Origin of the sequence: Pseudohalioglobus lutimaris (genome assembly GCF_002866825.1) — a bacterium.
In the GTDB taxonomy this organism is placed as follows: Bacteria; Pseudomonadota; Gammaproteobacteria; order Pseudomonadales; family Halieaceae; genus Halioglobus; species Halioglobus lutimaris.
On record NZ_PKUS01000018.1, the window covers coordinates 15,748 to 41,231 of the forward strand.

At 55.4% G+C, this 25,484-nt stretch carries 21 protein-coding genes and 1 tRNA gene; 7 read left to right on the top strand and 15 right to left on the bottom strand.

The window, feature by feature from the left end; all coding sequences use genetic code 11:
• Nucleotides 1-463 precede the first annotated feature (463 nt).
• A complete protein-coding gene (locus C0039_RS13260) occupies nucleotides 464-1,804 on the bottom strand; it encodes a hypothetical protein (protein WP_101518326.1) in 1,341 nt (446 codons plus the stop codon).
• A 215-nt stretch (nucleotides 1,805-2,019) separates the two neighbouring features.
• Between C0039_RS13260 and hsdR the strand changes: the two genes are divergently transcribed.
• Genes hsdR through C0039_RS21105 form a run of 3 tightly spaced genes read left to right on the top strand, consistent with a single transcriptional unit; the run spans nucleotide 2,020 to nucleotide 8,237 of the window.
• Nucleotides 2,020-5,436, top strand: coding sequence for a type I restriction-modification system endonuclease (gene hsdR / locus C0039_RS13265; RefSeq protein WP_101518327.1), 3,417 nt, complete (start codon nucleotides 2,020-2,022; stop codon nucleotides 5,434-5,436).
• Nucleotides 5,437-5,483: 47 nt separating this feature from the next.
• Nucleotides 5,484-7,004 carry a class I SAM-dependent DNA methyltransferase gene (locus tag C0039_RS13270; protein WP_101518328.1) on the top strand — a complete coding sequence of 507 codons (1,521 nt, stop codon included), beginning with the start codon at nucleotides 5,484-5,486 and terminating at the stop codon, nucleotides 7,002-7,004.
• Nucleotides 7,005-8,237 carry a restriction endonuclease subunit S gene (locus C0039_RS21105; protein ID WP_101518329.1) on the top strand — a complete coding sequence of 411 codons (1,233 nt, stop codon included), beginning with the start codon at nucleotides 7,005-7,007 and terminating at the stop codon, nucleotides 8,235-8,237.
• Between the two features lie 4 nt (nucleotides 8,238-8,241).
• Here the strand turns inward: C0039_RS21105 and C0039_RS13280 are convergent, their stop codons facing one another.
• The 3 genes from C0039_RS13280 to C0039_RS13290 form a co-directional block, all read right to left on the bottom strand.
• Nucleotides 8,242-8,778 carry a hypothetical protein gene (locus tag C0039_RS13280; protein WP_101518330.1) on the bottom strand — a complete coding sequence of 179 codons (537 nt, stop codon included), beginning with the start codon at nucleotides 8,776-8,778 and terminating at the stop codon, nucleotides 8,242-8,244.
• Between the two features lies 1 nt (nucleotide 8,779).
• On the bottom strand, nucleotides 8,780-9,793 hold the full coding sequence (locus C0039_RS13285) for a hypothetical protein (protein ID WP_101518331.1): 1,014 nt from the start codon (nucleotides 9,791-9,793) through the stop codon (nucleotides 8,780-8,782).
• 181 nt (nucleotides 9,794-9,974) lie between these two features.
• Nucleotides 9,975-10,051: transfer RNA gene (locus tag C0039_RS13290), tRNA-Ile, on the bottom strand.
• Nucleotides 10,052-10,200: 149 nt separating this feature from the next.
• On the opposite strand from C0039_RS13290, the gene C0039_RS13295 reads away from it, so the two are divergent.
• The 3 genes from C0039_RS13295 to C0039_RS13305 all read left to right on the top strand — a co-directional run bounded on the left by C0039_RS13295 (nucleotide 10,201) and on the right by C0039_RS13305 (nucleotide 14,631).
• A complete protein-coding gene (locus tag C0039_RS13295) occupies nucleotides 10,201-10,623 on the top strand; it encodes an MgtC/SapB family protein (protein ID WP_101518332.1) in 423 nt (140 codons plus the stop codon).
• A 65-nt stretch (nucleotides 10,624-10,688) separates the two neighbouring features.
• The gene (locus tag C0039_RS13300; protein WP_075999415.1) at nucleotides 10,689-11,993 is read left to right on the top strand and encodes a serine hydrolase domain-containing protein; all 1,305 of its coding nucleotides are present in this window, start codon (nucleotides 10,689-10,691) and stop codon (nucleotides 11,991-11,993) included.
• 94 nt (nucleotides 11,994-12,087) lie between these two features.
• The gene (locus C0039_RS13305) at nucleotides 12,088-14,631 is read left to right on the top strand and encodes a M1 family metallopeptidase (protein ID WP_101518333.1); all 2,544 of its coding nucleotides are present in this window, start codon (nucleotides 12,088-12,090) and stop codon (nucleotides 14,629-14,631) included.
• Nucleotides 14,632-14,698: 67 nt separating this feature from the next.
• On the opposite strand, the gene C0039_RS13310 is transcribed toward C0039_RS13305, so the two are convergent.
• The 10 genes from C0039_RS13310 to C0039_RS13355 all read right to left on the bottom strand — a co-directional run bounded on the left by C0039_RS13310 (nucleotide 14,699) and on the right by C0039_RS13355 (nucleotide 24,371).
• A complete protein-coding gene (locus tag C0039_RS13310; protein WP_101518334.1) occupies nucleotides 14,699-15,796 on the bottom strand; it encodes a D-2-hydroxyacid dehydrogenase in 1,098 nt (365 codons plus the stop codon).
• 101 nt (nucleotides 15,797-15,897) lie between these two features.
• Nucleotides 15,898-17,448, bottom strand: a complete 1,551-nt coding sequence (locus tag C0039_RS13315) for an arylsulfatase (protein WP_243391615.1) — start codon at nucleotides 17,446-17,448, stop codon at nucleotides 15,898-15,900.
• 146 nt (nucleotides 17,449-17,594) lie between these two features.
• Complete coding sequence (locus C0039_RS13320) at nucleotides 17,595-18,368, bottom strand: OmpA family protein (RefSeq protein WP_075999412.1); 774 nt, start codon at nucleotides 18,366-18,368, stop codon at nucleotides 17,595-17,597.
• A 29-nt stretch (nucleotides 18,369-18,397) separates the two neighbouring features.
• Complete coding sequence (locus tag C0039_RS13325) at nucleotides 18,398-18,790, bottom strand: DUF4398 domain-containing protein (protein WP_084179360.1); 393 nt, start codon at nucleotides 18,788-18,790, stop codon at nucleotides 18,398-18,400.
• Between the two features lie 160 nt (nucleotides 18,791-18,950).
• Nucleotides 18,951-20,495: a cryptochrome/photolyase family protein gene (locus C0039_RS13330; RefSeq protein WP_075999411.1), complete on the bottom strand. Its 1,545-nt coding sequence runs from the start codon at nucleotides 20,493-20,495 to the stop codon at nucleotides 18,951-18,953.
• Between the two features lie 57 nt (nucleotides 20,496-20,552).
• On the bottom strand, nucleotides 20,553-21,929 hold the full coding sequence (locus C0039_RS13335) for a cytochrome P450 (protein WP_101518335.1): 1,377 nt from the start codon (nucleotides 21,927-21,929) through the stop codon (nucleotides 20,553-20,555).
• 43 nt (nucleotides 21,930-21,972) lie between these two features.
• Nucleotides 21,973-22,578 carry a hypothetical protein gene (locus C0039_RS13340; RefSeq protein ID WP_101518336.1) on the bottom strand — a complete coding sequence of 202 codons (606 nt, stop codon included), beginning with the start codon at nucleotides 22,576-22,578 and terminating at the stop codon, nucleotides 21,973-21,975.
• Entirely contained in the window at nucleotides 22,571-23,656 is a 1,086-nt protein-coding gene (locus tag C0039_RS13345; protein WP_075999409.1) for an NAD(P)H-dependent amine dehydrogenase family protein, read from the bottom strand. Before C0039_RS13345 ends, C0039_RS13340 begins: the two co-directional genes overlap by 8 nt.
• A gap of 24 nt (nucleotides 23,657-23,680) precedes the next feature.
• Nucleotides 23,681-24,121, bottom strand: a complete 441-nt coding sequence (locus C0039_RS13350; protein ID WP_101518337.1) for a nitroreductase/quinone reductase family protein — start codon at nucleotides 24,119-24,121, stop codon at nucleotides 23,681-23,683.
• A 10-nt stretch (nucleotides 24,122-24,131) separates the two neighbouring features.
• Nucleotides 24,132-24,371 (bottom strand): hypothetical protein, encoded by a 240-nt coding sequence (locus tag C0039_RS13355; protein WP_101518338.1) that lies wholly within the window; start codon nucleotides 24,369-24,371, stop codon nucleotides 24,132-24,134.
• A 178-nt stretch (nucleotides 24,372-24,549) separates the two neighbouring features.
• Between C0039_RS13355 and C0039_RS13360 the strand changes: the two genes are divergently transcribed.
• Nucleotides 24,550-24,837, top strand: coding sequence for a 4a-hydroxytetrahydrobiopterin dehydratase (locus C0039_RS13360; RefSeq protein WP_076002154.1), 288 nt, complete (start codon nucleotides 24,550-24,552; stop codon nucleotides 24,835-24,837).
• 16 nt (nucleotides 24,838-24,853) lie between these two features.
• Here the strand turns inward: C0039_RS13360 and C0039_RS13365 are convergent, their stop codons facing one another.
• On the bottom strand, nucleotides 24,854-25,372 hold the full coding sequence (locus C0039_RS13365) for an MOSC domain-containing protein (protein ID WP_075999406.1): 519 nt from the start codon (nucleotides 25,370-25,372) through the stop codon (nucleotides 24,854-24,856).
• Nucleotides 25,373-25,484 lie beyond the last annotated feature (112 nt).

The window sequence follows — 25,484 nt, forward strand, 5'->3', positions numbered from 1 at the left end:
AGGAAATCGCGGGTGTTTGATGGTTTCTTTTGATTTTCCGAAGGATATCTTTGTTATTGTTTAGCGCAGTATTTCCCAGCCCGGTACCAGCCCGTGGGGCATGGAACGTCATTCTCCCTGGAGATGACTTCCTTGTCTGAACCGCTCATGCGTTTGCAGTAGTCACCAACCGAGTAGAATCCAGTTGGACAGGATTTGCCTTCTTTGACAATGGCTTTGCCACTGCGGCTTGATGGAATTGGCTTGCAGTAGTCGCCTGCTCGGTAGTAACCGGTGGGGCAAGAACTATCGACGCGGGGGATAGGGGATTCGCTAAAAACGGGTACAGATATTAGTGCGATTAGTGCGGTAGTGCTGAGGTGAACCCTTTTCATCGAAACACCTCCTATAATAGTTGGAAATTAGCTCAGTGGGCTTTCCGCTAGTTGGGAAAACGTCTCCTTGAGGCTGTCAAGCCTTACTCTCACGCAGACTTTTGAATGCGAGTGGTAACTGCTTCGAACTCACGCTGTATCTGTAGATTTTCGAAAGGCACCAGTTCCGGCGCTTGAAGAGTCATGACCTCTTGATAAAGGGCTTCATTCTGACGAACCAGATCTGATAGGACTGCTGATACTTGCACTGTCTTTAGCGTATTTTCGGCTGCATCATGTTGTTTGCGAACTAGCTTTCTTGCTTTGGAAACTTTCTTGGTATCAGATTTGAGTGCTTCTTCGTATATACAAGTAACCTCTATTGAAAACTCCAAAGACTGAACGTTTTTTTCGAAATAAGGCCTATGCTTTTGATCGCTGCTTTTTAGTTTCTTTTTGGTCTCTTTCAGTAACTCATTGGCGTCCCGATTAATTTCTTTGACGCCTGGAAGGTATTCGTATTCCAATCTCTCAAGGTAATTACCCTGTATGTAAACCTGAAGTTCTAATAGGGCGAGATAAATGCCGTAGTACTTTTTAGTGACATCAAGATTCTCACCACTCTCGCGCATCGTCGTGGCCAGTTGTTCTGTCATCTTTGCCACCACAGCAAAAACGGTCGTCATGCGCATTATGTCGTCAGCGTCTACTCTTGATAGAAGCACTTGTGCCTGTTCATCAGAAAGTTCCACGCCATAGGCAGCCATTCGTGCTTTGGTCTGCTCTACGCACCAGGAGCGATTGGCCTCCTCCTTTTTAAGTCGCGATTGCGTCTGCGCAAGTAGCTTATGAAACGGACCGTTCTCAGCTTCGCTCTTCATCGAAATATTTGCTTTGATGTCAGCGATTTTTCTTTCGAGATCATTGATGCGTATACAGACGTCCATATACTCTATTCGGATTCTGTTTAGCACATCATCTGTCATTTTCTGTGAGATGAAATCGAAGATCCCTGCATTCGCCGCGATGAACTCTTCGATTCGCGCCTTAAAAAATTTGCTTCTTTCTATCTCTGATCGTTTTTGCACTTTCAGAGATAAGTCCGCAAATTCAACCTCTAACTGGTCCCAGACTTGGGACATTCGATCCTGTACCAGAGTTGATAAGTGCTCAGCTCCAGACTTAATGTCTTCATATATCTGCCGCGGTAAGTCGAAGTTAGCATCTTGCTCTTCATCGGTCGCTGCGGGCCTTGGTTTCGGGGTATATTTTTTTCTGCCGCGTTTTTTCTGATTTTCCTTCCACTGAAAGACTCCCCAAATCGCCAGCGCGATGACGAATATTATTCCGATAGGACCAAAAGCTATCCCCAAAATGAAAATGACGAAAGCCGAGACAAGTGCAAAAAAAGCGGTGACGACTTTTTTCGCTGCATTAAGTATCTTGTCCAAAAATTGATTCCCATATCGGCCTTGCTGACGAGCGAGGCATAGTTATAAAAATTGAAGTTAGCCAGTATCTTATTTCATAAATAGTTTTATCGCACGAGCGCACATACTTTCAAGCGCATACTCAAGTATATCGGGCACAGAGAATCGGTCTTTGGTAGTCTATTTAGGTTGAATGCACGGATTTTTCGAGAATGCTCAAAATTTAGACAAGGATAATGTCGAGTAACTTCTTTTTTTTGGAAAGTCACGATCCTCTTCTGCTACAACTGGCCAGTACCGCAGAACAAGCCTTCGTGCCTGATCCAAATACCACGTTGCTCAAACTTCGTCAGCTTGGCGAGGCGATTGCTCAAGATATAGCCAGCCGTCTCGGGATCGAGGTTGGCGAGCGGACCACGCAACTTGATCTGCTTCGTAAGATTCAGCAGGAAGCAAGCCTTCCGCGAGAGGTCGCGGAATCATTCCATGATATTCGTCGTACCGGGAATGTGGCGACGCATGAGTTCACCACCTCCCATCGTGAAGCGCTTCAGGGGCTGCGCATGGCCCGAAATCTGGCGGTCTGGTATCACAGGACCTTTGGCAATGCCGTAAAGGACTGGAAACCCGGCGCATTCGTCACACCCGAGGACCCTTCAGTACAGGTACGCGATTTGGAGGAGCGGATTGCCCAACTGCTTAGAGCACAGCAAGCCTCACAGCGTGAGCTGAATGTGGCCCAGCAGCTGGCAGAAGCCGAGGCTCAAAAAGCTGCTGAGTTAGAAAAGTATGCCGAACGTGTCAAGGAAGACGCCGAAGTCTGGCAGTCCTTGGCCCATGAACAGGAAGTGGCCTATCTGGAAGCCAAGCAGGCTTTTGAGAAGCACCAGCACGAAATTGTTGAGGCAGCAGCCGAGGAGACTGTTGAAGCGCAGGAGCAGGTGGCTGAGGTCAGGGATGCTATCAAGACTTCTGTCTGGTATGAAACCGAGGCAGAGACGCGTCTGCGGATTGATCAGCAACTGTGTGACGCGGGCTGGGAAGCCGATACCCAGAACTTGCGCTATGCCAGCGGCGCCAGGCCGGAATCTGGTAAGTGCAAGGCAATTGCGGAGTGGCCCACGGCATCAGGACCAGCTGATTACATTTTGTTCGATGGCCTTCTGCCAGTGGCAACCGTGGAGGCTAAGAAAGCTTCGAAGAGCGTGGCGGGGGATATCGACCAGGCTGAACGCTACAGCCGCGATATTAAGGATAGCGATGAGATCTCCTTGTATCAGAACGAGTGGCCGGTAGAGCCAGGGAATCCTGAGAAGGGTAGCTATAGGATACCTTTTGCGTTTTCCACCAACGGCAGGCCGTATCTTGAACAGCATCAAGAGATGTCAGGCATCTGGTTCCGCGACCTGCGCCGCCCGCAGAACAACCGCAAGGTCAATGACGGCTGGTACAGCCCCGAGGGCCTTCAGAGTCTTCTAAAGCAGGATCTGGATGCGGCGGAAGAGCAGCTACAGCAGCAAAGCTTCAACTTTGATTTTCAGCTACGTTACTATCAGATAGATGCCATCAGGGCTGCTGAGCGAGCCATACGTGATGGGCAGGACCATATCCTGCTTGCCATGGCTACCGGTACCGGCAAAACCAAAACCGCCATCGCGATGATCTACCGTTTGCTACAGGCCCAGCGTTTCCGACGTATTCTGTTCCTGGTGGACCGCAGCGCACTGGGTGAGCAGACAGCTGATGCCTTTGCCACGACCAAAATGCTCAACCAGCAGACCTTCGCGGACACCTTCAATATCAAGGGGCTAAAAGAGGCTACCCCGGATACCGCCACCCAGGTGCACGTGGCTACGGTCCAGGGCATGGTCAAGCGCATTCTCTATGCCGAGGACGATCGGCCCACGGTAGACCAGTATGACTGCATTGTGGTGGACGAATGTCACAGGGGCTATCTGCTGGATCGGGAGCTAGACGACACCGAGGTCAAGTTTCGCTCGCAGCACGACTATATCTCCAAGTATCGCCGCGTGGTGGACTTCTTCGATGCCGTGAAGATCGGCTTGACCGCCACCCCCGCGCTGCACACCACTGAGATTTTCGGGGAGCCGGTTTATCTGTACAGCTACCGGGAAGCGGTAATAGACGGCTATTTGATCGACCATGAGCCGCCTTTCCACATCAAGACCCGGCACAATCAGGAGGGTATCGACTACGCGGTGGGCGATAAGATTGCCTACTACGACAGCCTCAAGAATAGTATCGATTACGCGCACGTAGAAGACGAGGTCAATTTCGACATCAGTAAGATCAACCGCGTGATTGAGGATGAGGCCTTCAACCGTATCGTTTGCAACGTGCTGGCCGAGAACATCGATCCTTTTGATCAGGAGAAGACGCTGATCTTCTGCGCCACTGACCGCCACGCCGATATGGTGGTGCGGCTGATGAAAGATGCTATAGCCGAGGCCTACGGCGATTGCGAAGACGGGCTGGTCAAGAAAATCACAGGCAATACCGACAAGCCACTGGAGGCCATCCGCTTCTATAAGAATGACCGCCTGCCCAATATCGCCGTTACTGTTGATTTATTGACCACAGGGGTCGATGTTCCGGAGATCTGCAACCTGGTATTCCTGCGACCGGTAAAAAGCCGCATCCTGTATGAGCAGATGAAGGGCCGGGCAACCCGCCAGTGCCCAGAGATCGGTAAGGAAGTGTTCCGCATCTTCGATGCCGTAAACCTCTATGACAACCTGGAGCCCCTCACCAACATGAAGCCGGTGGTGGTGAGCCCCAATATCAGCTTCCAGCAGCTCGAGCAGGAGATTGTCGGCAAGCAGACCCACGATAGCGAACAGCAGGAACTCGCGCGTGATCAGTTTATCGCCAAGTTGCAGCGCAAGCGACGCAACATGAGCGACGAGGCACGCGAGGCCTTCGAGACCACTGTAGGCCAGGCACCAGAGGACTTTATCAACGATATCAAAACCTTGCCCATCGCAGAAGTGGCTGACTGGTTCATCAATCATCCCGGCCTGGGCGAATTTCTGGACACGAAATCCCAGTCCAGCCCACCGGTTATATTTATCAGCGAGAAAGATGACGAACTGCTGGATGTTGCCGAGAACTATGGCAAGGCAGTCACGCCGGCAGATTACCTGAGCGAGTTCGAATCTTTCATCAAAGATCATGAAAATGACATGATTGCCCTGCAGACGATCATTCACCAGCCCGGTAAGATTACCCGCCAGCAGATCAAGGAATTGATGTTGGAGCTTTCCGAGGCGCAGTTTACCGAGAAGAACCTTAGAAAAGCCTGGGCTTTGGCCAGTAATAAGGACATCGCCGCCAGGATCGTCGGGTACGTCAGGAAGGCTGCGGTTGGAGATGCCCTGGTGCCATGGGAGGAGCGGGTGGACAACGCCATCGGTGTCATTCTTACCCAGAAACCCTGGAAGCCCGCGCAGAAGAACCTGCTGAAAGATATTGGCGAGTTGCTAAAGACCCGGCTTGCGCTGGATGAGCAGTCGATCAACGAGAGTGCCCTGCGCCGCAAAGGCGGCTTTAACCGCGTCAACAAGATGTTTGATGGCGAACTGCCGCAACTGCTGGAAGCCATCAATGAAGCGGTTTGGGATCAAACCGGCTAGAGAATAAGCAGTAGTGAGTTCGCTGTAACCCCATTTGAGAGAAACGTATGTCCACCACGACTGATATCGTTGCCAAGCTCTGGAACCTGTGTAACGTCCTGAAGGACGACGGGGTGACCTACACCGACTATGTCAAAGAGCTGACCTACCTCCTATTCCTGAAGATGTCTCAGGAAACCGGCACCGAGGACCGCATACCCGAGGCCTATCGCTGGGAACAACTGGAAGCCAAGGCCGCGCCCGACAGGCTCACCTTCTACCGCAAGCTGCTGCTGGACCTGGGTGATGCAGAGAAGACCCCGTCCATTCTCACTCGTTCCATCTACGCCAACGCCAACACCATTATCAAGAAACCCGCTACCTTGACCACGCTGGTTACTGAGATAGATAAGCTCGACTGGTATAGCGCCAAGGAAGAGGGCCTTGGTGATCTCTATGAGGGGCTGCTGGAAAAGAACGCTAACGAGAAGAAATCTGGTGCTGGGCAGTACTTCACGCCCCGGGTGCTGATCGATGTGATGGTACAGCTGATGCAGCCCCAACTGGGAGAGGTGATTCAGGACCCCGCAGCAGGTACCGGTGGCTTCCTCATCGCAGCCAACCACTACCTGGAAGAGCACAACGACCTCAACAAGCTGGACGAGAAACAGTGGGAGCAATACCAGCACCACACGTTCTATGGCATGGAGTTCGTGCAGGACACCCACAAGCTGGCCCTGATGAACCTCGCCCTGCACGACATTGAATCCGATGGTGACAGCTACGGCATCATCTACGGCGATACCATGTCAGCGGAGGCCAAGAAGCTGCCCAGTGCTGATCTCATTCTCTCTAATCCACCATTCGGGCAGAAAAAGGGTGGTGGCTTGCCTAGCAGGGATGACTTCACGTTTCCCACATCCAACAAGCAGCTGGCTTTCCTGCAGCACATCTACCGTGGCATCAAGCCCGGAGGTAGGGCGGCTGTGGTGCTTCCTGATAACGTGCTGTTCGAGGCCAACACCGGTGCCGCAATTCGTCGTGACCTGATGGATAAGTGCAACCTGCACACCATCCTGAGATTGCCAACTGGCATCTTCTACGCCCAGGGTGTGAAGACCAATGTGCTGTTCTTCTCCAAGCCGGAGAATGTGGCTCAGGATACGGGCAATACCAGGGAAGTCTGGATCTACGACATGCGCTCGAACATGCCCAGCTTCGGCAAGCGTACGGCATTCACAAAGGACTATTTCGAGGACTTCATCAACTGCTTCGGTACCGACAAGAATGGCGGCTCTAAGCGGGAGGAGCTGGCGGATGATGCCGATAGCCAGAGCCGCTGGAAGTTGTTTTCCAGGGAAGCCATTGCTGAGCGTGGTGACAGCCTGGATATCAGCTGGATCAAGGACAAGGATGTCGTGGATGCGGCGGATTTGCCTGAGCCTGAGCAGTTGGCTGGGGAGGCTATGTCAGAGTTGACGGAAGCGCTGCGGGAGTTGTCTGAACTGATGGATGCCTTGGGTGCTGAGGATGAGGCTGTTGCACAGAAGAATGTCCTTGCAGAAGCTCTTGGAATGGTAGAAGCCTAAATGACTGAGCAGCGGTTGCCTCTACAATGGGAACGCTTTATCGCGAACGAATGCTTTGCCCAGATATCCACGACGCACAAAAAAGTAAAGACGAAGGACTGCCAGCCAGAAGGGCGCTACCCTGTGATCGATCAGGGACAGGAACCTATAGCGGGATATGTGGATGACGAAGAGAAAGTTATCCCGGTTGATCGGCCTCTTTGCATTTTTGGTGACCACACTCGTGCCATAAAGTGGGTTGACCATGACTTCGTTCCAGGAGCGGATGGTACAAAGGTACTCTCACCAAAGGAGTTCCTCGATCCACGTTTTGCCTACTACCAACTTCGGGCCACGAGCCTTCCAGATAAGGGCTACTCGAGGCATTTTAAGTATCTGAAAGAGGCTCCGTTTCTGGTTCCGCCACTCGAAGAACAAACCCGCATCGCCAACAAACTCGATGAGCTCCTCGCCCAGGTCGACACCATCAAGGCCCGCGTAGATGCTATCCCAGATATTCTCAAGCGCTTCCGTCAGTCTGTCCTGGCTGCTGCGGTGAGTGGTGAGCTCGTTGATTGCGCTAATTCGATCAGCTCTGAAATCTCAGATATTTGTAAAGTCATTGGTGGGCTTACGAAAAACGCAAAGCGAAAGGAGTTTCCCAACAAGTTGCCTTATTTGCGAGTTGCCAATGTCTACGAAGATGAGCTGAGATTGGAAGATGTCGTCGAAATTGGGGTTCAAGAAAAAGAGTTGGCACGACTGTTATTACAGGCAGACGATCTCCTGGTAGTAGAGGGGAATGGCAGTTTGGACCAAATTGGCCGCGTGGCTTTATGGGACGGCTCGATATCTCCTTGTGTTCATCAAAATCATTTGATTAAAGTTCGTGCTGATAGCGAAAAAGTTATACCCAAGTACCTGCTGTACTATTTGATGTCTCCTCAAGGAAAGAAGGAAATAGTAGCTAAAGCAACATCTGGTGCTGGCCTCTACACTCTCAGCATTTCCAAGATATCATCAGTATGTGTCCCACTATTTCCTATAAAGGACCAGATCGCGATTGTAGAGCGCGTTGATACACTGTTTTCTTATGCAGGTCAGATTCAGATGGTAGTTGAAAGCGCACAGTCGCGTATCAACACAATCACTCAGTCTATCCTTTCCAAAGCCTTTCGTGGTGAACTCGTAGCGCAGGATACTGATGACGAGTCTGCAAGTACTTTGCTGGAGCGTATCCGGAGTGGGCGGTAAGTGGCTACTCCTGAAATTTTTCCAAGGCCTTCGAATACCGGGCGCGATCAGCAGCCCGGTTTGAAAGCTTTGATTTGAAATCACTGATAGCCTTAGATTCTTGGAGCAGATAAGCACATGAGACGATTGTCATTCCGAGAATTCCCGTTGATATCATTACGACGCCCTGAGCGTAGCCGGGATTGGCTTTGACTATGATAGTTCCGACATAAACCAGGGCTGCCGATACGATGTAGTAAAGCGCAGCGTTGCGGATCATAGCTGCCTTTTTGTCTACGGCATGTTCTATTCTGCGCAATTCGGAGTCAGATACAGATCCAGTCTCGCTCCGGTCCTTCAGGGATAGCACTTTGAAAAAAACCTGCAAGGCCAAGGCCAGCGGAATTACGTAGAGCGTGACATGGAAATAAGGAAGAGTCCCCTGTCCAGCCCCAAGGATAAAGCTATGGGTGATGTTGCCTATTGCACACCCAATGCCGAATGCGGCAACCAATGCCCACACCCACCGGCCCGGTCCGCGTTTTACTTTTTCATCATTCACTTCAGTCCTGAGCTTCCACGTCTCCAACCTGGATCTTGTTGAACAACCAGACATACATCTCATGGTAGAGGTCTGATTCAATAATAGACCCATTTATCGTGTTTACGTTTATGTGCTTCGATAGCCTGAGGTCATCACCTGACAGGAACTCACCGCCGTCTTTCATTTCAATCTTGAAGTCACCATCCTCCATGTTCCTGAGGCTGGTGGCCACATCATCAAGGACTTTCTGCCCGTTCTTGCTGGTCTTGCGACGGTATTTGATCTGTAGGTCCACAGTCAGGTTGGCATCATCCAGGGTGTCGTCGAGATTCAACTGCTCTACCCAATTGTCACCGATGATGGCGCTGAGGATACTGGACCCACGACCGGTGGGTACGTACTGGGTTTGGATTTGCTCCCCTTGCTCTTCCTTCACCATGGCCATAGTTCTGATATCCGAGCCGACTTTGACGCACTTCACATCGCCACGCATCACCTTATCAATAACTTCTTGTGACGGCTTGTCTTGCAGGATCAGTGCGGAGTTGGCGTCCATAACCTCTGTTTTGTAACCAAGCAGCCACCCCAAATGAGATTCGAAGTCCCCCGGCCTCAGAGCTGCAGATGTCATAAGCACAACGTGATTGTCCTTGATTCCGAAGTACATAATTGATTCTACGAACTCTTTACGCTGGTCTTCCGCTGCCGCAAGCTCCTCTTCAGTCTTCATTTCCGATGGGCTCAATTCCTTCATGGAATAGAACTCTGCATCGTCTTCGATAGTAATAAGTTGCTGGGCGCGACCGGCCTCGAATTGCATGAACTGACCGAAGATCATTCCGTTGCCAGGAGTGTGTCGGTTGATCAGCCGGAATACCCCAGTGTTCTCGCCAAGTGGTTCCTGGCGGCCACCGGCACATACACCCTCACCCTGAGCCAGTGCCTGTGTGAGTAGCTGCTGGACTGTGGCATGGTTATTGGTGAGGACGGCCCGCTTGTATACAATCCTCCTCCGCTTCCTTTCTTGTTTCAAGACTCGCTCCTGTGTCTGTTTTGTTGGCATGTTTGAAAACTATGCAGTTGACAGCCAGCTGGCTGGGATTTGTCCGTGATTGGAATGCTGGGCCCGATTTATCCACTGGCTGTTACCAATGACAACACTGCCATAGTCGGCAGGTGGAATCTATAGAAAAGCTATAAAAAACAAAGAGATATGGTGGGCCCAGAAGGACTTGAACCTTCGACCTGCCGATTATGAGTCGGATGCTCTAACCAGCTGAGCTATGGGCCCTGAAAAGGAGAGCGGGGGATTATAGTTAATCATCGGGCCCGCGCCTAGTGTCTTTCGACATCCCTTCCTGGGAGGGTTAGTCTTGTGATGTGGACTTAGTCCAGCGCAGACGACAGAGATGAACCCTGGATTTAGGTTGTGAGGCCAGAATGGAAATAGACATCGACTTCGCAGAAATACTGCGCCACCTGATATTGCTTGGCATAACTTTCTTACTCGCTTTGCCCCTCGCCCTTAATCGGGAGCACAGTTCTGACGGTGCCGGTTTACGCACCTTTCCGCTTGTGGCTATCGCGTCTTGTGCATTTATGCTGGTTGGAATGAGCGTTTACTCCGGCTCGGATGCGGAGGCGAGAGTGATGTACGGCATTATTACTGGCATGGGCTTTATCGGCGGAGGCTCAATTATCAAAACGGACTCGGGAGCCTCTGGTACTGCTACAGCCGCGGGTATTTGGCTGACCGGTGCCATTGGCATCTCAGTGGCCTATAGCCGCTACGAAATCGCCATCGTGCTCTCTCTGGTGGGTTTTCTCATCTTTCAGTTCTCTAACTTACTCAAGCGATCGTAGCTATCGTGGTAGGGACGTTTTCTACCGGGCGCATTATAATCTGTCGCCATTCGATGGAGTGACAGATGAATCCCAGTAAAACTGAACAAAACGGGCGCCTGCGGATCAGGGGAAGGGTCGAACCGGGCTTCGAGTCGGTCAGGCAACTATTTGAGAACCAGATGCGTACTATGGCTGAGCGCAATGTCCAGCTCTGTGCGTTCTATCGCGGTAAGAAGGTAGTGGATCTCTGGGCATCGGCCATTGGCGACGACACGTTCACCGCGGATTCCCTGGTGAATGTCTTCAGTAGTGGCAAGAGCCTGGAAGCAATCGCTATAGCGTCACTGGTGAGCAGGGGACTGGTACGCTACGACGCGAAAATTACCCAGTACTGGCCGGAGTTTGGCGCCAACGGTAAAGACGGCCTGACCATCGCAGACCTGATGCGGCATGAGGCGGGTCTGGCCAACTTCGACACCTCTATCGATATGGAAGATCTGTTCACTGAGAATATCAAACAGAATGCGGTGGGGCGTATCATTGAAGAGCACGCGCCTGCCTACCGCGAGGGCGATGGCGGCAAGCGCGAGTATCACGCACTCACGCGGGGATGGATCGTCAACGAGGTGTTTCGAAGGGTAGACCCTGCCGGGCGCACTATTGGTGAGTTTTTGCGGGAGGAGGTAAGCGGCCCGCTTGATGCTGATGTGGTGGTCGGCGTTAAAGAAACAGAAATGCCGCGCGTTTCCAAAGTGCACGCCCTGGGTTTTGGTTATGTGTTGTTGCAGAGCCTTATACCGCGGTTCCTTGGCAGGCGGATTGTGCACAATATTTTCCAGATACTTGGTCGCCTCATCCGCATTGTCCCGAGCATGATCAAGAGCCGTAGGGCAGGCACTCCTCCACCTTTGACAGGTATGACTGGTATGGGGTTCTTCAATGAGCCCGGTTTCGCCAGGGGAGAGACACCTTCCGCTAACGCCACCTGTTCCGCCGGGGGCCTGGCAAAGATCGCGGCCATGATGTCAGCGGGTGGTAAGTGGGAAGGCAGGGAGTTTATAAGTGATGAGGCCTGGCAGGCGATGCACGAGCATCCGGTAAAGGCGGACATGGGTGCAATGCTGGTCACCCGCTTTACCCAGGGCGGTGTGGACTGTTTTACGCCCTGCACAGCGCAGAGTACCCGTATCGAACGGGATTTTAATGAGGGGCGAGAAGGCTTCTACGGGTGGATGGGGCTGGGTGGCTCGATCTTCCAGTGGCACCCGAAGCGCGATATCGGCTTCGCGTTTGTCCCCACTTCCCTACATGTGCTGGATTTTCTTAATGAGCGTGGGAAGCGCTATCAGGCAGAGATCTTGAAGTGCGTTGAAACTATCGAGCGCTAACCGCTTGTGGCCAGGCTGGTGTGTATGCGTTACTGGTCCAGCGGGCCGGCGCGGGCTAAGGTAGGCAGACTGATGACCCTGGGGAGTATTTTTTGTGATTCGAGTCTGTCTGTTTTTTCTGGGGCTGCTGGCCCCTTCCCTTGCCGTGGCCGCTGATTTGCCGGTGGAGTCGGGCGTTTCGCTGGAGTTGGCCCAGCATCGTGCGCAAAATATCTCCAGGGTTAACTACCGTCTCCACTTCGATATTCCCGCAGAGATTGAGGCGCCAATACGGGCAGAATCACTGATAAGTTTTACGCTGGCCTCGAATGAGCAGCCGCTGCAGCTCGACTTCAGGGAAGACAGCGCTCTGTTGGTCAGCGTGAGCTGTAATGGTAAGCCTGTGAAGGTCGACCATCGCAACGAGCACCTGGTGATACCCGCGGCAGCGTTGAAGGCTGGCAAGAATACAGTGGGAGTTGTGTTTACCGCTGGCGACTCATCGTTGAACCGTAACCCCGACTATCTGCACACCTTGTTCGTTCCTGATCGCGCCAGAACCGCCTTTCCGCTGTTTGATCAACCGGACCTGAAGGCCACCTTCGACCTCACTCTTGATCTGCCCACTAATTGGTCGGCACAGGCCAACGCCCCCCTGGCTTACCGCGAGACTGTGAATGACAAACAGCGTCATGTTTTCGGCACCTCGGATGCCATCAGCTCCTACCTTTTTGCCTTCGTGGCGGGGGAGTTCGAGGAAGTGACGCGTGAGATCAACGGTCGCAAGATGTCCCTGCTGCACCGGGAAACCGATGCAGAAAAAGTCGCCCGCAATATTGATACGATCTTCCAGCAGCATGCCAGCGGCATTGACTGGATGGAGCGTTACTCAGGCATCGATTACCCGTTTGCAAAGTTCGACTTTGCGTTGATACCGGGTTTCCCCTATGGCGGTATGGAACACGTGGGTGCTATTTTCTACCGCGCCGAAAAGCTGTTCCTGGATGAGAATCCAACCGAGCGCCAACTGCTGGACAGGGCGACGCTGATTGCCCACGAGACCGCACACATGTGGTTTGGCAACCTGGTGACCATGGCCTGGTTCAACGATGTGTGGACCAAGGAGGTCTTCGCCAACTTCATGGCCGCCAAGATGGTCAATCCTGAATTTCCGGCAATAGATCACCAGCTGAGCTTTCTTGTGGATCATTACCCCGCTGCCTACGCGGTCGACCGAACGGCGGGGGCCAATCCCATTCGCCAGTCGCTACCAAACCTGGCAGACGCGGGCCAGATGTACGGCAGCATTATTTATCACAAGGCGCCCATTATGATGCGCCAGTTGGAGTTGATACTGGGCGAGCAGACATTCCGCGAGGGTATGCAGGAATACCTGAACCATTATGCCAACGGCAATGTGACCTGGCCGGAGTTAATTGACATTCTGGATGAAAAGACCAAAACCGACCTCAAGGCCTGGAGTGCAGTATGGGTTAACAGCCCCGGGCGCCCGGCGTTTCAGTTGGCAGTTAACAACAAAGGTGTGCTGGAGCTCCGCCAGCATGACCCGGCGGGCGAAGCACGGGTATGGCCTCAGCAGTTTGCGGTAATGCCAGGCCTTGGCGCAGGCGTCCGGCCCGTGAAGCTGAACTCAACAGAAGCGGTCATACCGTGGCCTATTGCAGCGCGACCACAGGACACTGCATTCCTGTTTAATGCTGATGCTGTGGGATATGGCCTGTTCCCCGCGACCCTTGAAACGATACGGGAATGGGAAGGGCTCACCGATCTGCAAAAAGGCGCACTGTTAGTCGATCTCAATGAAAACCTGTTAGCGCAAAATGGCCTCGATGCGGTCGAGTATCTCACCGCACTTTTGGGTGTGCTGGCGGTAGAAGGCAACGCACTTGTACTTGGCCTGGCGCTGGACCAGGCCTCTGCGATTTATCCGGTAATGCTAACGCCTGGGCATCAGCAAGCCGTGCAGGCGCAGCTGGAGAACGTTCTTTGGCAGCGCCTGGAGGAGGAGACGGATTCCGGCCGGGCGCGTCAGTTTTTTGAGGCTTTTACCGCCATGGCCAGCTCGCCTGAGCAGTTGAAACGGATTCACTCGATATGGTCGGGAGAGGAGACGCTGACGCAAGTTACGCTCTCAGAAACAGACTCCATTCGCCTGGCGCGAATACTGGCCGTCAGACTTCCGGCGCAGGCAGACAAGATTGTTGCCACTGAATTAGCGCGGATAAAAAACCCCGACAACCGGCGCCGGCTTGCATTCATAGCGCCGGCGCTGTCGGCGGATCAAAGCGAGCGCGATGCGTTTTTTACATCACTGGCGGATGAGCAGAACCGACGTACCGAGTCCTGGGTGCTGGATGCCCTGGCCAGCCTGCACCATCCCAGTCGCACAGGCCAGTCTGTGAAGTACCTGCCGCGCACCCTTGAACTGCTGCAGGAGGTGCAGCGCACCGGGGAGATTTTCTTTCCCACGGGATGGCTGCAGACCAGTTTCCAGAATCATAATTCTGCTGAGGCGTCCTCCACAGCGCAGCAATTTCTCGATGCCCGTCCGCACTACAGCGAGCAGCTGCGGATGAAAATACTGCAGGCCGCAGACAAGCCTGAGCGCGCTTATCGAATCAGCCGGGGACTGAAGTAGGGCCTCCCCGCGTTGATCCGGCGCCTGTGAGCCCTGGCATGGCATTTGTTGCTCCACCCATGCCCACTCAATAACCTCGCTGAATATCCACCACGGACAATAGAGGCTCTCCCGCAACATAGCGTCGCAGGTTCTCTGTTACCAGGGCCTGTATGCGTCCGAAGGTTTCTGTAGAATTGGCCGCTGTGTGCGGGGTGATGATCACTCTGGGCGTGTTCCACAGTGGGTGGTCTGCCGGCAGTGGTTCCGGGTCGGTCACATCCAGTCCGGCCCCTGCAATCTGGCCATTGTTCAGCGCTTCCAGTAAATCAGCCTGCACGGTGGTCTGCCCTCGTCCCACGGAAATGTAGTAGGCACCGGGTTTCATGGCGGCAAAGAATGCCTTGTTGAACATGCCTCGGGTGGACTCCGTCAGCGGGACCGCATTGACGACCACATCTGCCTCGGTTGCCAGCTTGATGGCCTCATCGCTGAGTCCTACGTATTCAATATAGTCTGGCCCCTCGCGGCGACTGCCCCGCGTTGCCAGTATCCTCATGCCCAGTGCGTTGGCACGTTGGGCTACCTGGCTGCCGATACCCCCCAAACCAACGACCAACATGGTGCGGCCGGACAGTTCACCAAAGTCGCGCAGTGAATTCGACGCAGAGCGATCCCAGTTACCTTGCGCCTGATTACCGTGAAAGATATCAATGCCGCGTAACAGCGCATAGGTCAGCGCGATGGTGTGATCGGCGATGGTGGGGCTACTCAGTCGCTGTCCGTTGGTGAGTATTACGCCTGATTGCATGCCGGGCAGCACTACGCAATCCTCAACACCGGCAAAGAAAACCTGCACCCAGTTCACCGTCTCGGCCAGTACCGCCTGGTCACAGAAACCAATTACCGCCTGGCTACCGGGTGCAGCCGCAGCTGCTGCCTCGGCACTGTCCACGGACACCAGTTCAACACCCGGGGCTACCGCCTGCAGCTGCTCAACCAGTTGCGGGCCAAATGGTGCCCACACAACAATGCGAGTGGGTTTCTCCCATCCTGCCATGTCCCGACTGGCGACCTTGGCCTCGCGCAGCCCCAGGCCCTGTAATGCCTGAGGCAGCTCTGTGGCCTGGAGATGAGTACAGATAGCCAGTGCAAAAAAACACAGCGCTCGTGTGAGATATTTCATGATCGTGACCTCATTAAAAAAGGCCGACCGGTAAAGGCCAGCCTTGAGTTGCCTGGGTGTTGCTAATTCTGCATCTTCACGCCAGCGGCGACCTGTCGACGTTACTGGCCCGAGCCGCTGGTCAGTTCTTCCATGATGCGGTCAAGGTTGAAGCTGCCCGGTTTCTGGCGCGGTGGGTATTCCTTGAAGCTCTGCAGCCAGTTGCCTACATATGCAGCAGCCGGTGCGATCATGTACATGTGTTCCAGATACCAGCGTTGGTAGCCGATAGCGTGCTCCGCTTCGGCCCGTTCAAAGGGGTCCATACGCAAGTTTGCGACGGAGGGTGCACGCAGTGAAATGAAGGGCTTCTGCCACACTTCCAGGCCATGGGCCTCTTGCTTGAGGAAGGTCAGCTTCCAGTCGCCATAGCGCAGGGCGGCGGCGGCACCATCATCAGTCCAGTAAATGAATTCGTTGCGGGGCCATTTCTGCTCGCCGCGCAATGCCGGGCCCAGGTCGTAGCCATCCAGATGCACTTTGTATTTCCGGTCGCCGATTCTCTTTCCCTTCAGCAGATCCGCTTTCACCGAGGTGTTGCCAGCTGCAGCGGCCAGGGTGGCGAACATGTCCTCATGCGCACCGATGTCGTTGATCACCGTGCCGGGTTCGATGACGCCTGGCCATCTGATCATGGTGGGTACGCGGTAGCCGCCTTCCCACTGGGTGTTTTTCTCGCCGCGGAACATGGTGGTGCCGCCATCAGGCCAGGTGAACGTTTCTGCACCGTTGTCCGTGGAGTACATGACGATGGTGTTGTCGCTAAGGCCCAACTCCTCCAGTTTGGCCAGTATTTCACCGACGTGGCCGTCATGTTCCGCCATGCCGTCGGCATAGATGCCCTGGCCGGTTACACCAACGGATTCTTCTTTGAGGTGAGTGAAGATGTGCATGCGCGTCGAGTTCCACCACAGAAAGAAAGGCTTCTCCGCTTTCGCCGCCTTCTCCATAAAGGCAATCGCCTTGGCATTCACCTCGGCGTCAATGGTTTCCATGCGCAGCCTGGTCAGTGGCCCGGTGTCAGACACGCGACCATCGGCGAAACTGTGGATCACTCCGCGAGGTCCGAACTTCTTCTTGAACTCTGGGTCCTTGGGGTAATTGACGTTCTCTGGCTCTTCTTCAGCGTTGAGGTGGTACAGGTTGCCGAAAAACTCATCGAAACCATGTTCTGTCGGCAGCATTTCGTCGCGGTCGCCAAGGTGGTTCTTGCCGAACTGGCCGGTCATGTAGCCCTGCGCCTTGAGTACGGTAGCGATGGTCGGGTCTTCTTTTTTCATGCCTTCCGGTGCGCCGGGAAGACCCACTTTGGTCAGGCCGGTACGAATGGGCGACTGCCCGGTAATGAAGGCGGCGCGGCCCGCGGTGCAGCTCTGCTGGCCGTACCAGTCAGTAAACAGCGCGCCCTCTTTGGCAATGCTGTCGATATTGGGGGTGCGGTAGCCCATCATGCCCATGTTGTAGGCACTGATATTGAACTGGCCAATATCATCGCCCCAAATGACGAGGATGTTGGGCTTGCTATCGGCTGCTTGTGTGAGAGAGCCCGCTGCCAGCAGGGTAATGGCCGTAAACAGCTTTAGCGTGTTACGGAGGGTGAGCATTCGATTCATGGTTTCTATCCCTTGTTGAAAAAGCCCGCATAGAGCATGTGGTCAGTCTCAGGTGCGGGCTGGTGGGGTGAGCAATATTGCTATTGCACTAATCTGGTATGCCTCAAGGGCGTTTTGCTTCCGGATATGTCGGCGGCTGAAAAACGTCAATCCTGGATGACGATTTCAACCCGCCGGTTCCGGAGTCGACCCTCGGCGGTGCTGTTGTCAGCCACTGGCCGCGACATGCCATAGCCGCGGGTGCTGACGCGGTTGGGGCTGACCCCGGCGTCAATTAGCGCTGATCGTACTGACGATGCACGATTCTCAGACAGTACCTGATTGAAAGATTCGCTGCCTACGCTGTCGGTAAAACCTTCAATAAGCACTGACTTGTCGGGATACTCGGCAAGAAAGTCCGCCAGCCTGTCTATGGTGCTCATCGCGCCGGGTTGTAAGTCCGCCTTGCCTGTCGAAAACAGCACGTCACCAAGTGTCATTACCATGCCACGGTCGGTGCTCACAGCTTGCAGAGCGAGCAGCTCGCGGCGCAATGCATCCGCCTGCGCCTGGGAGCTCTGTAGCTCACTTTCCCGGGCAGACAAGATAATCTGGTCCTTGGCTTTACTCAGTTCCGTCATCTTAGCACTGGCCACTTTGCGTTCTGCTACAGCCAGCGCCGTCTCCGTGCGGATCCTGCCGACATATGCCAGTGAGGTCATGTCATCCTCGGATTCTGCGGCTGAGGCCATTGTCAGCGCCTGTTCAGCGCGTTGCAGTTCAGCTGGCGCATACCGCAGAACATCCTCGTTTTGTTTGGTGGAGTTGTAGAAGGCCTCTGCCTCAGACAGAGACTGGTTTTTCTCCAGGCCGCTGCAAGCTGAAATTGCCAGTCCGACTACAGCCAGCGTGCCGACGCGCATCCATTTTGATAGTTTCATGTTATCTCCTGATCGATCCTGTAGCGTGCTCAATTCTGCTGACCACGTAAAATTTCGCTGCGCAGCATCTCGATACTGGTTTCCAGGTCACTCAAGGCCGTTTGCGCCCGGGTCTTGCTGGTAATAGCGTGTGCCAGTTCGGCATCCGCCTGCGCTTCCTCTGAAAGGCGCCTGGCTTCGTCGAAATCTTTCCTTTCTATCGCCTGCTGGGCGCGTCGTAATTTATCTTTGGCTCGGTCCATAGGAACAGGCGCATACAACGTGGCTTCACTGCTCTCCGCGCTCATAAGGGCAGCGCTTGCGCCGGCAACCTCGGCATCGGGTCGGGGGGTGCTGCTGCAGCCTTGCGTCAGGGCCAGCGTGCCACCGACCAGCATTACAGCGGTAACGCTACGCAGGCTGAATCTGCATTTTCTCATCATCTTGGACTACTCCTGAGTAATTCACCGCCAGTTCCAGTTTGTTCAATGGCGAGCGGGACCAGAAGCGGATACTGCGCCGAGAAAACACTTTCTGCAAGCGCCGTGAGCTCAGGGACAGTCCAATATCCCGGTACTATTGAGACATTTGGTGCGACTTCGCTCAAAGTGGCGCGTCCGTTGCGAGCAGGTGGTTCTCGACCTGGCCGGCCCAGTTCAATATCGCGTGTTGTTCGTCCGCAGGTTTGCGCTGCCAGTTGGCCAGCGTCAGGCGCATTCTTGGGTTCTGCTCAAACTTCTCCCGGTGCCGGTCGATGAACTGCCAGTAAAGGCTGTTGTAGGGGCAGGCGTCGTTGCCGGTCAACTTTTCCGGCGTGTAACGGCAGCTATTGCAGTGATTTCCCTGGCGCTTGATGTACTTGCCACTCGCGGCGTAGGGCTTGCTGGCCATCAGACCGCCGTCGGCGTGCAGCGCCATTCCCAGGGTGTTGGGTAGCTCTACCCATTCAAAGGCGTCCACATAGACTGCCAGGTACCAGTCGCAGACTTCCTGCACGTCCAGTCCGGCGAGCAGGGCAAAATTACCGATGATCATCAGGCGCTGGATGTGGTGCGCGTAACCCAGTTCCAGAGACTGCTGTAGTGCCTTATGCAGACACTGCATGTCAGTGTCCGCGGTCCAGAACCAGGTGGGTAGGGGGGTGGTGGCCGCGAGCTCATTCAGTGTGTCGTATCCGGGCATATTCAGCCAGTAGATACCACGCACGTATTCACGCCAGCCCAGCACCTGGCGGATAAACCCCTCCGCGGCGGACAGCCCGCAACAACCCTCGCGAAAGGCGTTCTCCACGCGCTGGCAGATGTCCAGGGGATCGAGCAGGCCGATATTGAGGTACATGGAAATCAGGCTGTGGAAGAGCCAGGGGGATTCCTCTGCCAGGGCATCCTGGTAGTGGCCGAACAGAGGCAGGCATTGGGCGATGAAATAATCCAACTGCATTAGTGCGCCGCTGGCAGTCACCGCGAAGTTGAATTGCGACAGGTCACCGGGGTTGTCCGGAAAGGCGGCCTCAACTTCCTCCAGCACGGCTTTGGTGATGGCGTCCTGCTCCACGACCGGGCGCTGCGGAATGGTGTCCTTGCCACGCCAGCCCGCACGGTTCTCCTGGTCGTAGTTCCACTTGTCGCCCTCCGGGCCGCCGCTGGCATCGAGCAGCAGGCCGTGATCACGTCGCATCTGTCGATAGAAGTGCTCCATGCGCAGTTGCTTGCGGCCGTGAGCCCAGTCCTTGAACGCGTCGATACTGCAAAGAAAGCGATCGTCTTCTATCCAATGAAAGCTGCGGCCGGACTGTTCCGCCCATGCATCGAGGTGTTCTCGTACGCGATATTCTCCAGGCTCGCAGCAGGCGACGCTTGCCGAGGGGTGCTCTGAGCAGGCACGGTTCAGGGCCTCACCAAGCGATGTCAGTCCCTCTCCATACTCGACGTAAACCACGTTCACGCCGGCAGCGCGAAGTTCATCGCGAAAATGGCGCATGGCGGCGAAGATCAGAGCGATTTTGTGGCGGTTGTGAGGAACGTAATTGGCTTCAGCGGCCACCTCGGCCATGACCACACTATCGGTAGCGGGATTGAGGTCGCGCAATGTGGCGAGGTTGTGGCTCAGCTGGTCGCCGAGTACCAGTACAATCTTGGTGTCATTCATGCGGGGTATACGCAGGCGCGGCGCAGGTGGATGAGGCGCGGAGGCAGCACCGTCGTGCTATGGGCGAGCCTTGAGCACCAGCGGCAGGTTGTCGACCGGCTTGGGGAAAGGGAAGTGTTGTATTTTCGTTGGGAAGCCATAGCCCGCAGGCAGTTCCAGGGTGTATTTGCGCAGTAGCGCGCTCATCACGCACTTGAACAGCATGTCGGCGAAATGCAGGCCGATGCATTTGTGTGCACCGCCACCGAAGGGGGCCCACATGAACGCATGTTGTTTGTGTTCGTTGCGGGCAAAGCGGTCCGGGTCGAAGCTATTGGGCTCGTTCCACCAGTCCGGCATGCGATGCACGTAGGTAACGGGAATCTGTACCGGGGTGTGCGCGGCGATGGCAAAACCACCGATTTCCGTCTCGCCGACCGTCCGCCGGCTGAACGCGGGTACCGATGGGTGCAGTCGTTCGATTTCCTTGAAAGTGTGGTCCAGGGTGGGGGCGCTGGAGAGCTGTTCGTAGCTGATAGGGCCGCTGAGCCCTTCGCTGTCATCGCGCAGCCGCTGCTGCCATACCGGGTCATTGGCCAGGTAGTAGCAAGCCATGGTCAGCGCGGCAGTCGTGGTGTCGTGGGCTGCCAGTAACAGGAAAATCAGGTGTTTGGAGACCACGTCATCAGGGAAGTATTCCCCGTCCTCGGTTTTCTCATTGCTGAAGTAGGTGGCCATGTCGCGTCCGCTCTGTCCGCGGCGCAGGGGTACCAGGTCAAGGAAGAACTGGTCCAGGTAGCGGCGACCGTCCATGCCCTTGCGATAGCTCAGCCCCAGGCCGGGCCAGTCCTTGCGCAGAATCGCCAGGGTGCCGTCGCCCATGGCCAGGAACGCGTTGTTGAGTTTATGGGTTTCATCGCCGGCCAGATCGAGCCCCAGGAAAACCTTCGCGCCGATCTCCAGCAGCAGTTCCTTGATGTTGGGATAGAAGTGAAAGTCTTTCTGTTTGCCCCATTGAGCGAGGCGCTCGTCAACGAGCGGGTTGATATCGTCAACGTAACCGCGCAGGGCGTCGGTTTTGAAAGCGCTCTGCATTATCCGCCGGTGAAATTTGTGTTCAGCGAAGTCGCGCATCAGCAGGCCGCCTTCAAAGAAGTGTTTCAGCGGTGCGTGATAGCCCATGCGCGCCGAGAACACCTTGTCGCTGTCGAGCATTAGTTGCTTGAGATAGTCGGGGCCCACCGCCATCACGTACTTCTGGAAAGTGAGGCCGATGCGGAACACGTCGCCGTAGCGTGCGCGGTAATCGGCAACCAGAGCGGAAGGGTCCTGCAGGTAGGGAACGGTGCGGCCCAGCAGTGGCCAGCCGTAATCCCCGGGGATGTGCTGCAGGTTGGTATTATCGGGAAGACTGACGTACTCGGGTTCTTCTTCGTAAAAGCCTGTGCTGCTCATGACTGCCTCGGTTACCGTGTTCTTGTCGCGTCGATTTACTGTATCAGGACAACGCCATCCAGCACAGCACGCCGGCAATGGCGCTGCCGGCGGTCGCTTTCCCCAGTGCGGAGGGTGAGAGTTTGGCCAGTTCCATCAGCGGCTCACCGCTCTTGCGTGTGCGTAGTAGAACTGGCCATTCGATGAGCGCGCCAAGCACGAAGCCGGTGACGGCACCGGCAATCAGCGCCACTCGCCCCGGGTTGTCCGCTGAGATGGCCATGGACAGGGCGGTCACACCCAGTGCACCGCCCACGCTGCCGGCAATGCTCATCACATAAAACTGCTGCAGCGAGTTCTTGTCGAATTGCCAATTGAAGACGAACAGGCCCGGCCGGGCAGCGATCGTGTATTGACCAGAGGACAGTTTAGCACCCAGGTAATGAAACCATTCGTGTACCAGGTTCACGGTGACGAAGCCGGCGGTGACACCGGCGAGGATGCTGATAAATGAGGCCAGTGGCAGCCCGGTGAGCACCGCCCAACTGTCGGTGGCCGCAAACATGCTGAAACTGAGCAGCCAGACACCAAGATGGATAACAGCCTGCTTGCCCAGCATAAAGCCGGGCTGCCCAGCCAGGGCGGCAAATTCTTCCTGGGGGTTACTCATCAGTATTTGCTCCGAGCTGTGCGGCGCCGGTGATACGCGGCAGGTCCAGCACTGTCAGTACGCCCGGCGATGCCTCACACACCGCGGGTATCGCGTTGACCAGCCAGGCCGCCGCAGAAGAATTGCCACCACCCGCCATGCCCGGCTCGACCGGATCGTGCCCGTGAACGGTGACGTCCAGCGTCGGGCTGCCAGAAATAATCACCTGGTGACAGCCCCCGCCCCCGGGCGGGTAGGGCCAGTCGGGTGCGCAGTCGTCGTCGATGCGGGTAATGTGTTCCAGCGCATACAGCGGCTGGTCCTGGTGATATCCGCGCAGCTCAAAGCGAAACGCGCCCTGTGTGCCCTTTTCGAATATACCCATGCCCGGCACCTCTATGGTCTTTTCCAGCGGGCGGCGCTCTACGCTGATCTCGCAGCGCTCCACTGGTTTGCCCAGTGCTCGCCCCACCAGTTTAACCATGGGTGACCACACCATGTCGATAGCGAAGTCATGGAGCATCATGGGCAGTTCATCCATGGGGGTGCCAAAGCCAATTACCTCACGCACAACCTTGGGCTGGTCATACAGCGCGTAGTTAAAAATTTCTCGTGTGCGAATTTCAGTGATGTTGGCGCTGGCGCCACTGAGCACGGCAGGTAGCATGTCCATCACCCAGCCCGGGTCTATGCCGGAGACAAAGAGCGATGCGCCGGAACGTTCGCAGGCCGCCCTGACAGGGGCCAGGGCTTCCTCGGGGGAAGACTGTGGATCAAGGTAGAGATAAAAGCCCGGAGCAACGACGTTGATACCGGCGTCGAGGCAGGCAATTAGTTCGCCAATAGCCTCTTCCATGCGGGTATCGGCGGTAGCACTGTACACAAGCGCATCGGCGCCCGTTTGCAGCGCCGCCTGCCAGTCGGAGACGGCTGCTACCCCACAGGGCTCTATGCCCGCCAATTCGCCTGCGTCCTGTCCTACCTTTCCCGGGTTGGATACGATAACGGCGTGAAGACTGAGCTCAGCATGGCTGAGTACGGCGCGTATCGCGGGACGCCCCACATTACCGGTACCCCAGACGATGACCTTCTTTTGCATGGCGTGTTCTCACTGTTGTTTTGCTTATTGTGTTTTGTCTACTGTGTCTTTAGCAAGGCAAATGACCAGCCCCTTGCTGTCATGGCATTCAGGCAGCCGGTCAGTGGTCTCAACAGAACTGGCAACTGTTGCGGGCTCGCGGGTGTGTCCGCAGTAATAACCTGCGCTTTGGCGGCGTAGGCGCGCCCCCCCCATAAAATACTCCACATCGGGTTTTCGCTGCAGGTTGCGCACCCAGAAAGACCGCTTGCCTCTGCCGGTGCTGATCAAGACATGTGACCCCAGGTGCTGGCAAAACAGCGGCGTGCGCCGGGCCTGGCCACTGACGTAGCCGGTGCTCTCGAGCACGATGAGGGTTGTGGGCAACAGGCGTGACGACAGCACGCCACGGCGCACGGCCGGCTCAACCACGGCGTTGAGGGCACGGAAGAAACGTTGTTCCAGTTTGATTTGCACAGAGGCCATTCTTTCTTCTCTAGAGGATCAGCGTGCCGTCCAGGTCGGCGGCAGCTGGTTGTTCAGCTTTGTCCAACGTCTCCAGTTCGAAGCAATGGAAGTGTCGGGGTTCTTCGCTGCCATAGCTATAGATAACGGCAACGCGGGTATCTGTGCAGGCAGAGACAAATCGTGCTTGTGCGCTGTTTTTGCCACTCAGGTAGCCAATAGCGGCTCCAGCCATCAGCGCCAGCGAGGTCATCAGCAGATAGACTTTCATGGTCTGTTCCGGGGTTGAAGCTCTGGGAGATATACGCAGGACAGCTGGCTTCCGTTCACTTTGCGTCATGCAGCGGTTACCGGCTGGCATCTTCGGTGCCTGCAGCCTGGCGGGTCTGCTGGATATCGCTGTGAACAAAGGTAGACCATCTATACTTACCGCTTTTAGGAGGGTAACCATGCCGGTAACGCGACTCACTGAAGACGAGATTGGGCTGCAGTTGGAGGCCTTCTCCAACTGGGACCTGCGTGACGGCAAACTGTGCCGCTCACTGCAGTTTACGGACTTCAGCGCGGCCTTTGCCTTCATGACCCGTGTCGCGCAGGCAGCGGAGCAACTGAATCATCACCCGGAATGGAGCAATGTCTGGAATCGCGTTGAAATCGCGCTGACCACGCACGATGCAGGCGGGATCAGTGAGCTCGACTTTGCCCTGGCGGGGCGCATCGAGGCCCTGTTGCACTGACTGCTGTGTCGGTGCCTCAGTTGTCGAACAGCTCCATATTCTGGCCTTCGACCAGCAGGCGGTCACCGACGCCGACCTTACCGCTCTCCAGGATGCGGCAGCAGAGGCCACCATGTCCCAACATGGCAGCGACACCGCCTTTCCCCAGCGCCTGCTCCATCCTTGAGCAGGGGTGGCACAGTGCGCCGGCCTCGAAAAGGGCCTCACCGATGCGGAAACGTTGATATCGAAGTGCATTGAGGTTGACGCCGGACACCACCAGGTTGCGGCGCAGGATTGCCGGGTCGATGTGCTTCGCGCCGGTGAAGTGGGCGATCTGCGCGATGAACTCACGTGATATCAGCGTGACCTGGCGGCCTGAGCCGGGCGTTTTCTCGCTGCGATGATCACCGGCCAGCCCCAGACCGGCGAGAGCATTCACGCATGCCAGCTCCCGCATGGGGCTGCGTCGTGCGGGCCTGACGCCTATCCACTCCAGGGTGCCGGCGGGCAGATCCCTGGCGAATCGATCAATCGGATTATTACGTTTACGCATGGGTCACCCGCGATTACGGTGCTTTGTGTTCATTGTTACATGGCTTGCTGCGACTTCGCCTGCGCCCTACACTTGCGCTACCAGCCGCAGTAGACACGACGCGATGGCCGAC

What these genes read in the sequence shown, in the direction of transcription:
- hsdR (WP_101518327.1), top strand. Translation starts at nt 2,020, where the DNA reads ATGTCGAGTAACTTCTTTTTTTTGGAAAGTCACGATCCTCTTCTGCTA.
- C0039_RS13270 (WP_101518328.1), top strand. Translation starts at nt 5,484, where the DNA reads ATGTCCACCACGACTGATATCGTTGCCAAGCTCTGGAACCTGTGTAAC.
- C0039_RS21105 (WP_101518329.1), top strand. Translation starts at nt 7,005, where the DNA reads ATGACTGAGCAGCGGTTGCCTCTACAATGGGAACGCTTTATCGCGAAC.
- C0039_RS13295 (WP_101518332.1), top strand. Translation starts at nt 10,201, where the DNA reads ATGGAAATAGACATCGACTTCGCAGAAATACTGCGCCACCTGATATTG.
- C0039_RS13300 (WP_075999415.1), top strand. Translation starts at nt 10,689, where the DNA reads ATGAATCCCAGTAAAACTGAACAAAACGGGCGCCTGCGGATCAGGGGA.
- C0039_RS13310 (WP_101518334.1), bottom strand. Translation starts at nt 15,796, where the DNA reads ATGAAATATCTCACACGAGCGCTGTGTTTTTTTGCACTGGCTATCTGT.
- C0039_RS13315 (WP_243391615.1), bottom strand. Translation starts at nt 17,448, where the DNA reads ATGAATCGAATGCTCACCCTCCGTAACACGCTAAAGCTGTTTACGGCC.
- C0039_RS13320 (WP_075999412.1), bottom strand. Translation starts at nt 18,368, where the DNA reads ATGAAACTATCAAAATGGATGCGCGTCGGCACGCTGGCTGTAGTCGGA.
- C0039_RS13325 (WP_084179360.1), bottom strand. Translation starts at nt 18,790, where the DNA reads ATGATGAGAAAATGCAGATTCAGCCTGCGTAGCGTTACCGCTGTAATG.
- C0039_RS13330 (WP_075999411.1), bottom strand. Translation starts at nt 20,495, where the DNA reads ATGAATGACACCAAGATTGTACTGGTACTCGGCGACCAGCTGAGCCAC.
- C0039_RS13335 (WP_101518335.1), bottom strand. Translation starts at nt 21,929, where the DNA reads ATGAGCAGCACAGGCTTTTACGAAGAAGAACCCGAGTACGTCAGTCTT.
- C0039_RS13340 (WP_101518336.1), bottom strand. Translation starts at nt 22,578, where the DNA reads ATGAGTAACCCCCAGGAAGAATTTGCCGCCCTGGCTGGGCAGCCCGGC.
- C0039_RS13345 (WP_075999409.1), bottom strand. Translation starts at nt 23,656, where the DNA reads ATGCAAAAGAAGGTCATCGTCTGGGGTACCGGTAATGTGGGGCGTCCC.
- C0039_RS13350 (WP_101518337.1), bottom strand. Translation starts at nt 24,121, where the DNA reads ATGGCCTCTGTGCAAATCAAACTGGAACAACGTTTCTTCCGTGCCCTC.
- C0039_RS13355 (WP_101518338.1), bottom strand. Translation starts at nt 24,371, where the DNA reads ATGAAAGTCTATCTGCTGATGACCTCGCTGGCGCTGATGGCTGGAGCC.
- C0039_RS13360 (WP_076002154.1), top strand. Translation starts at nt 24,550, where the DNA reads ATGCCGGTAACGCGACTCACTGAAGACGAGATTGGGCTGCAGTTGGAG.
- C0039_RS13365 (WP_075999406.1), bottom strand. Translation starts at nt 25,372, where the DNA reads ATGCGTAAACGTAATAATCCGATTGATCGATTCGCCAGGGATCTGCCC.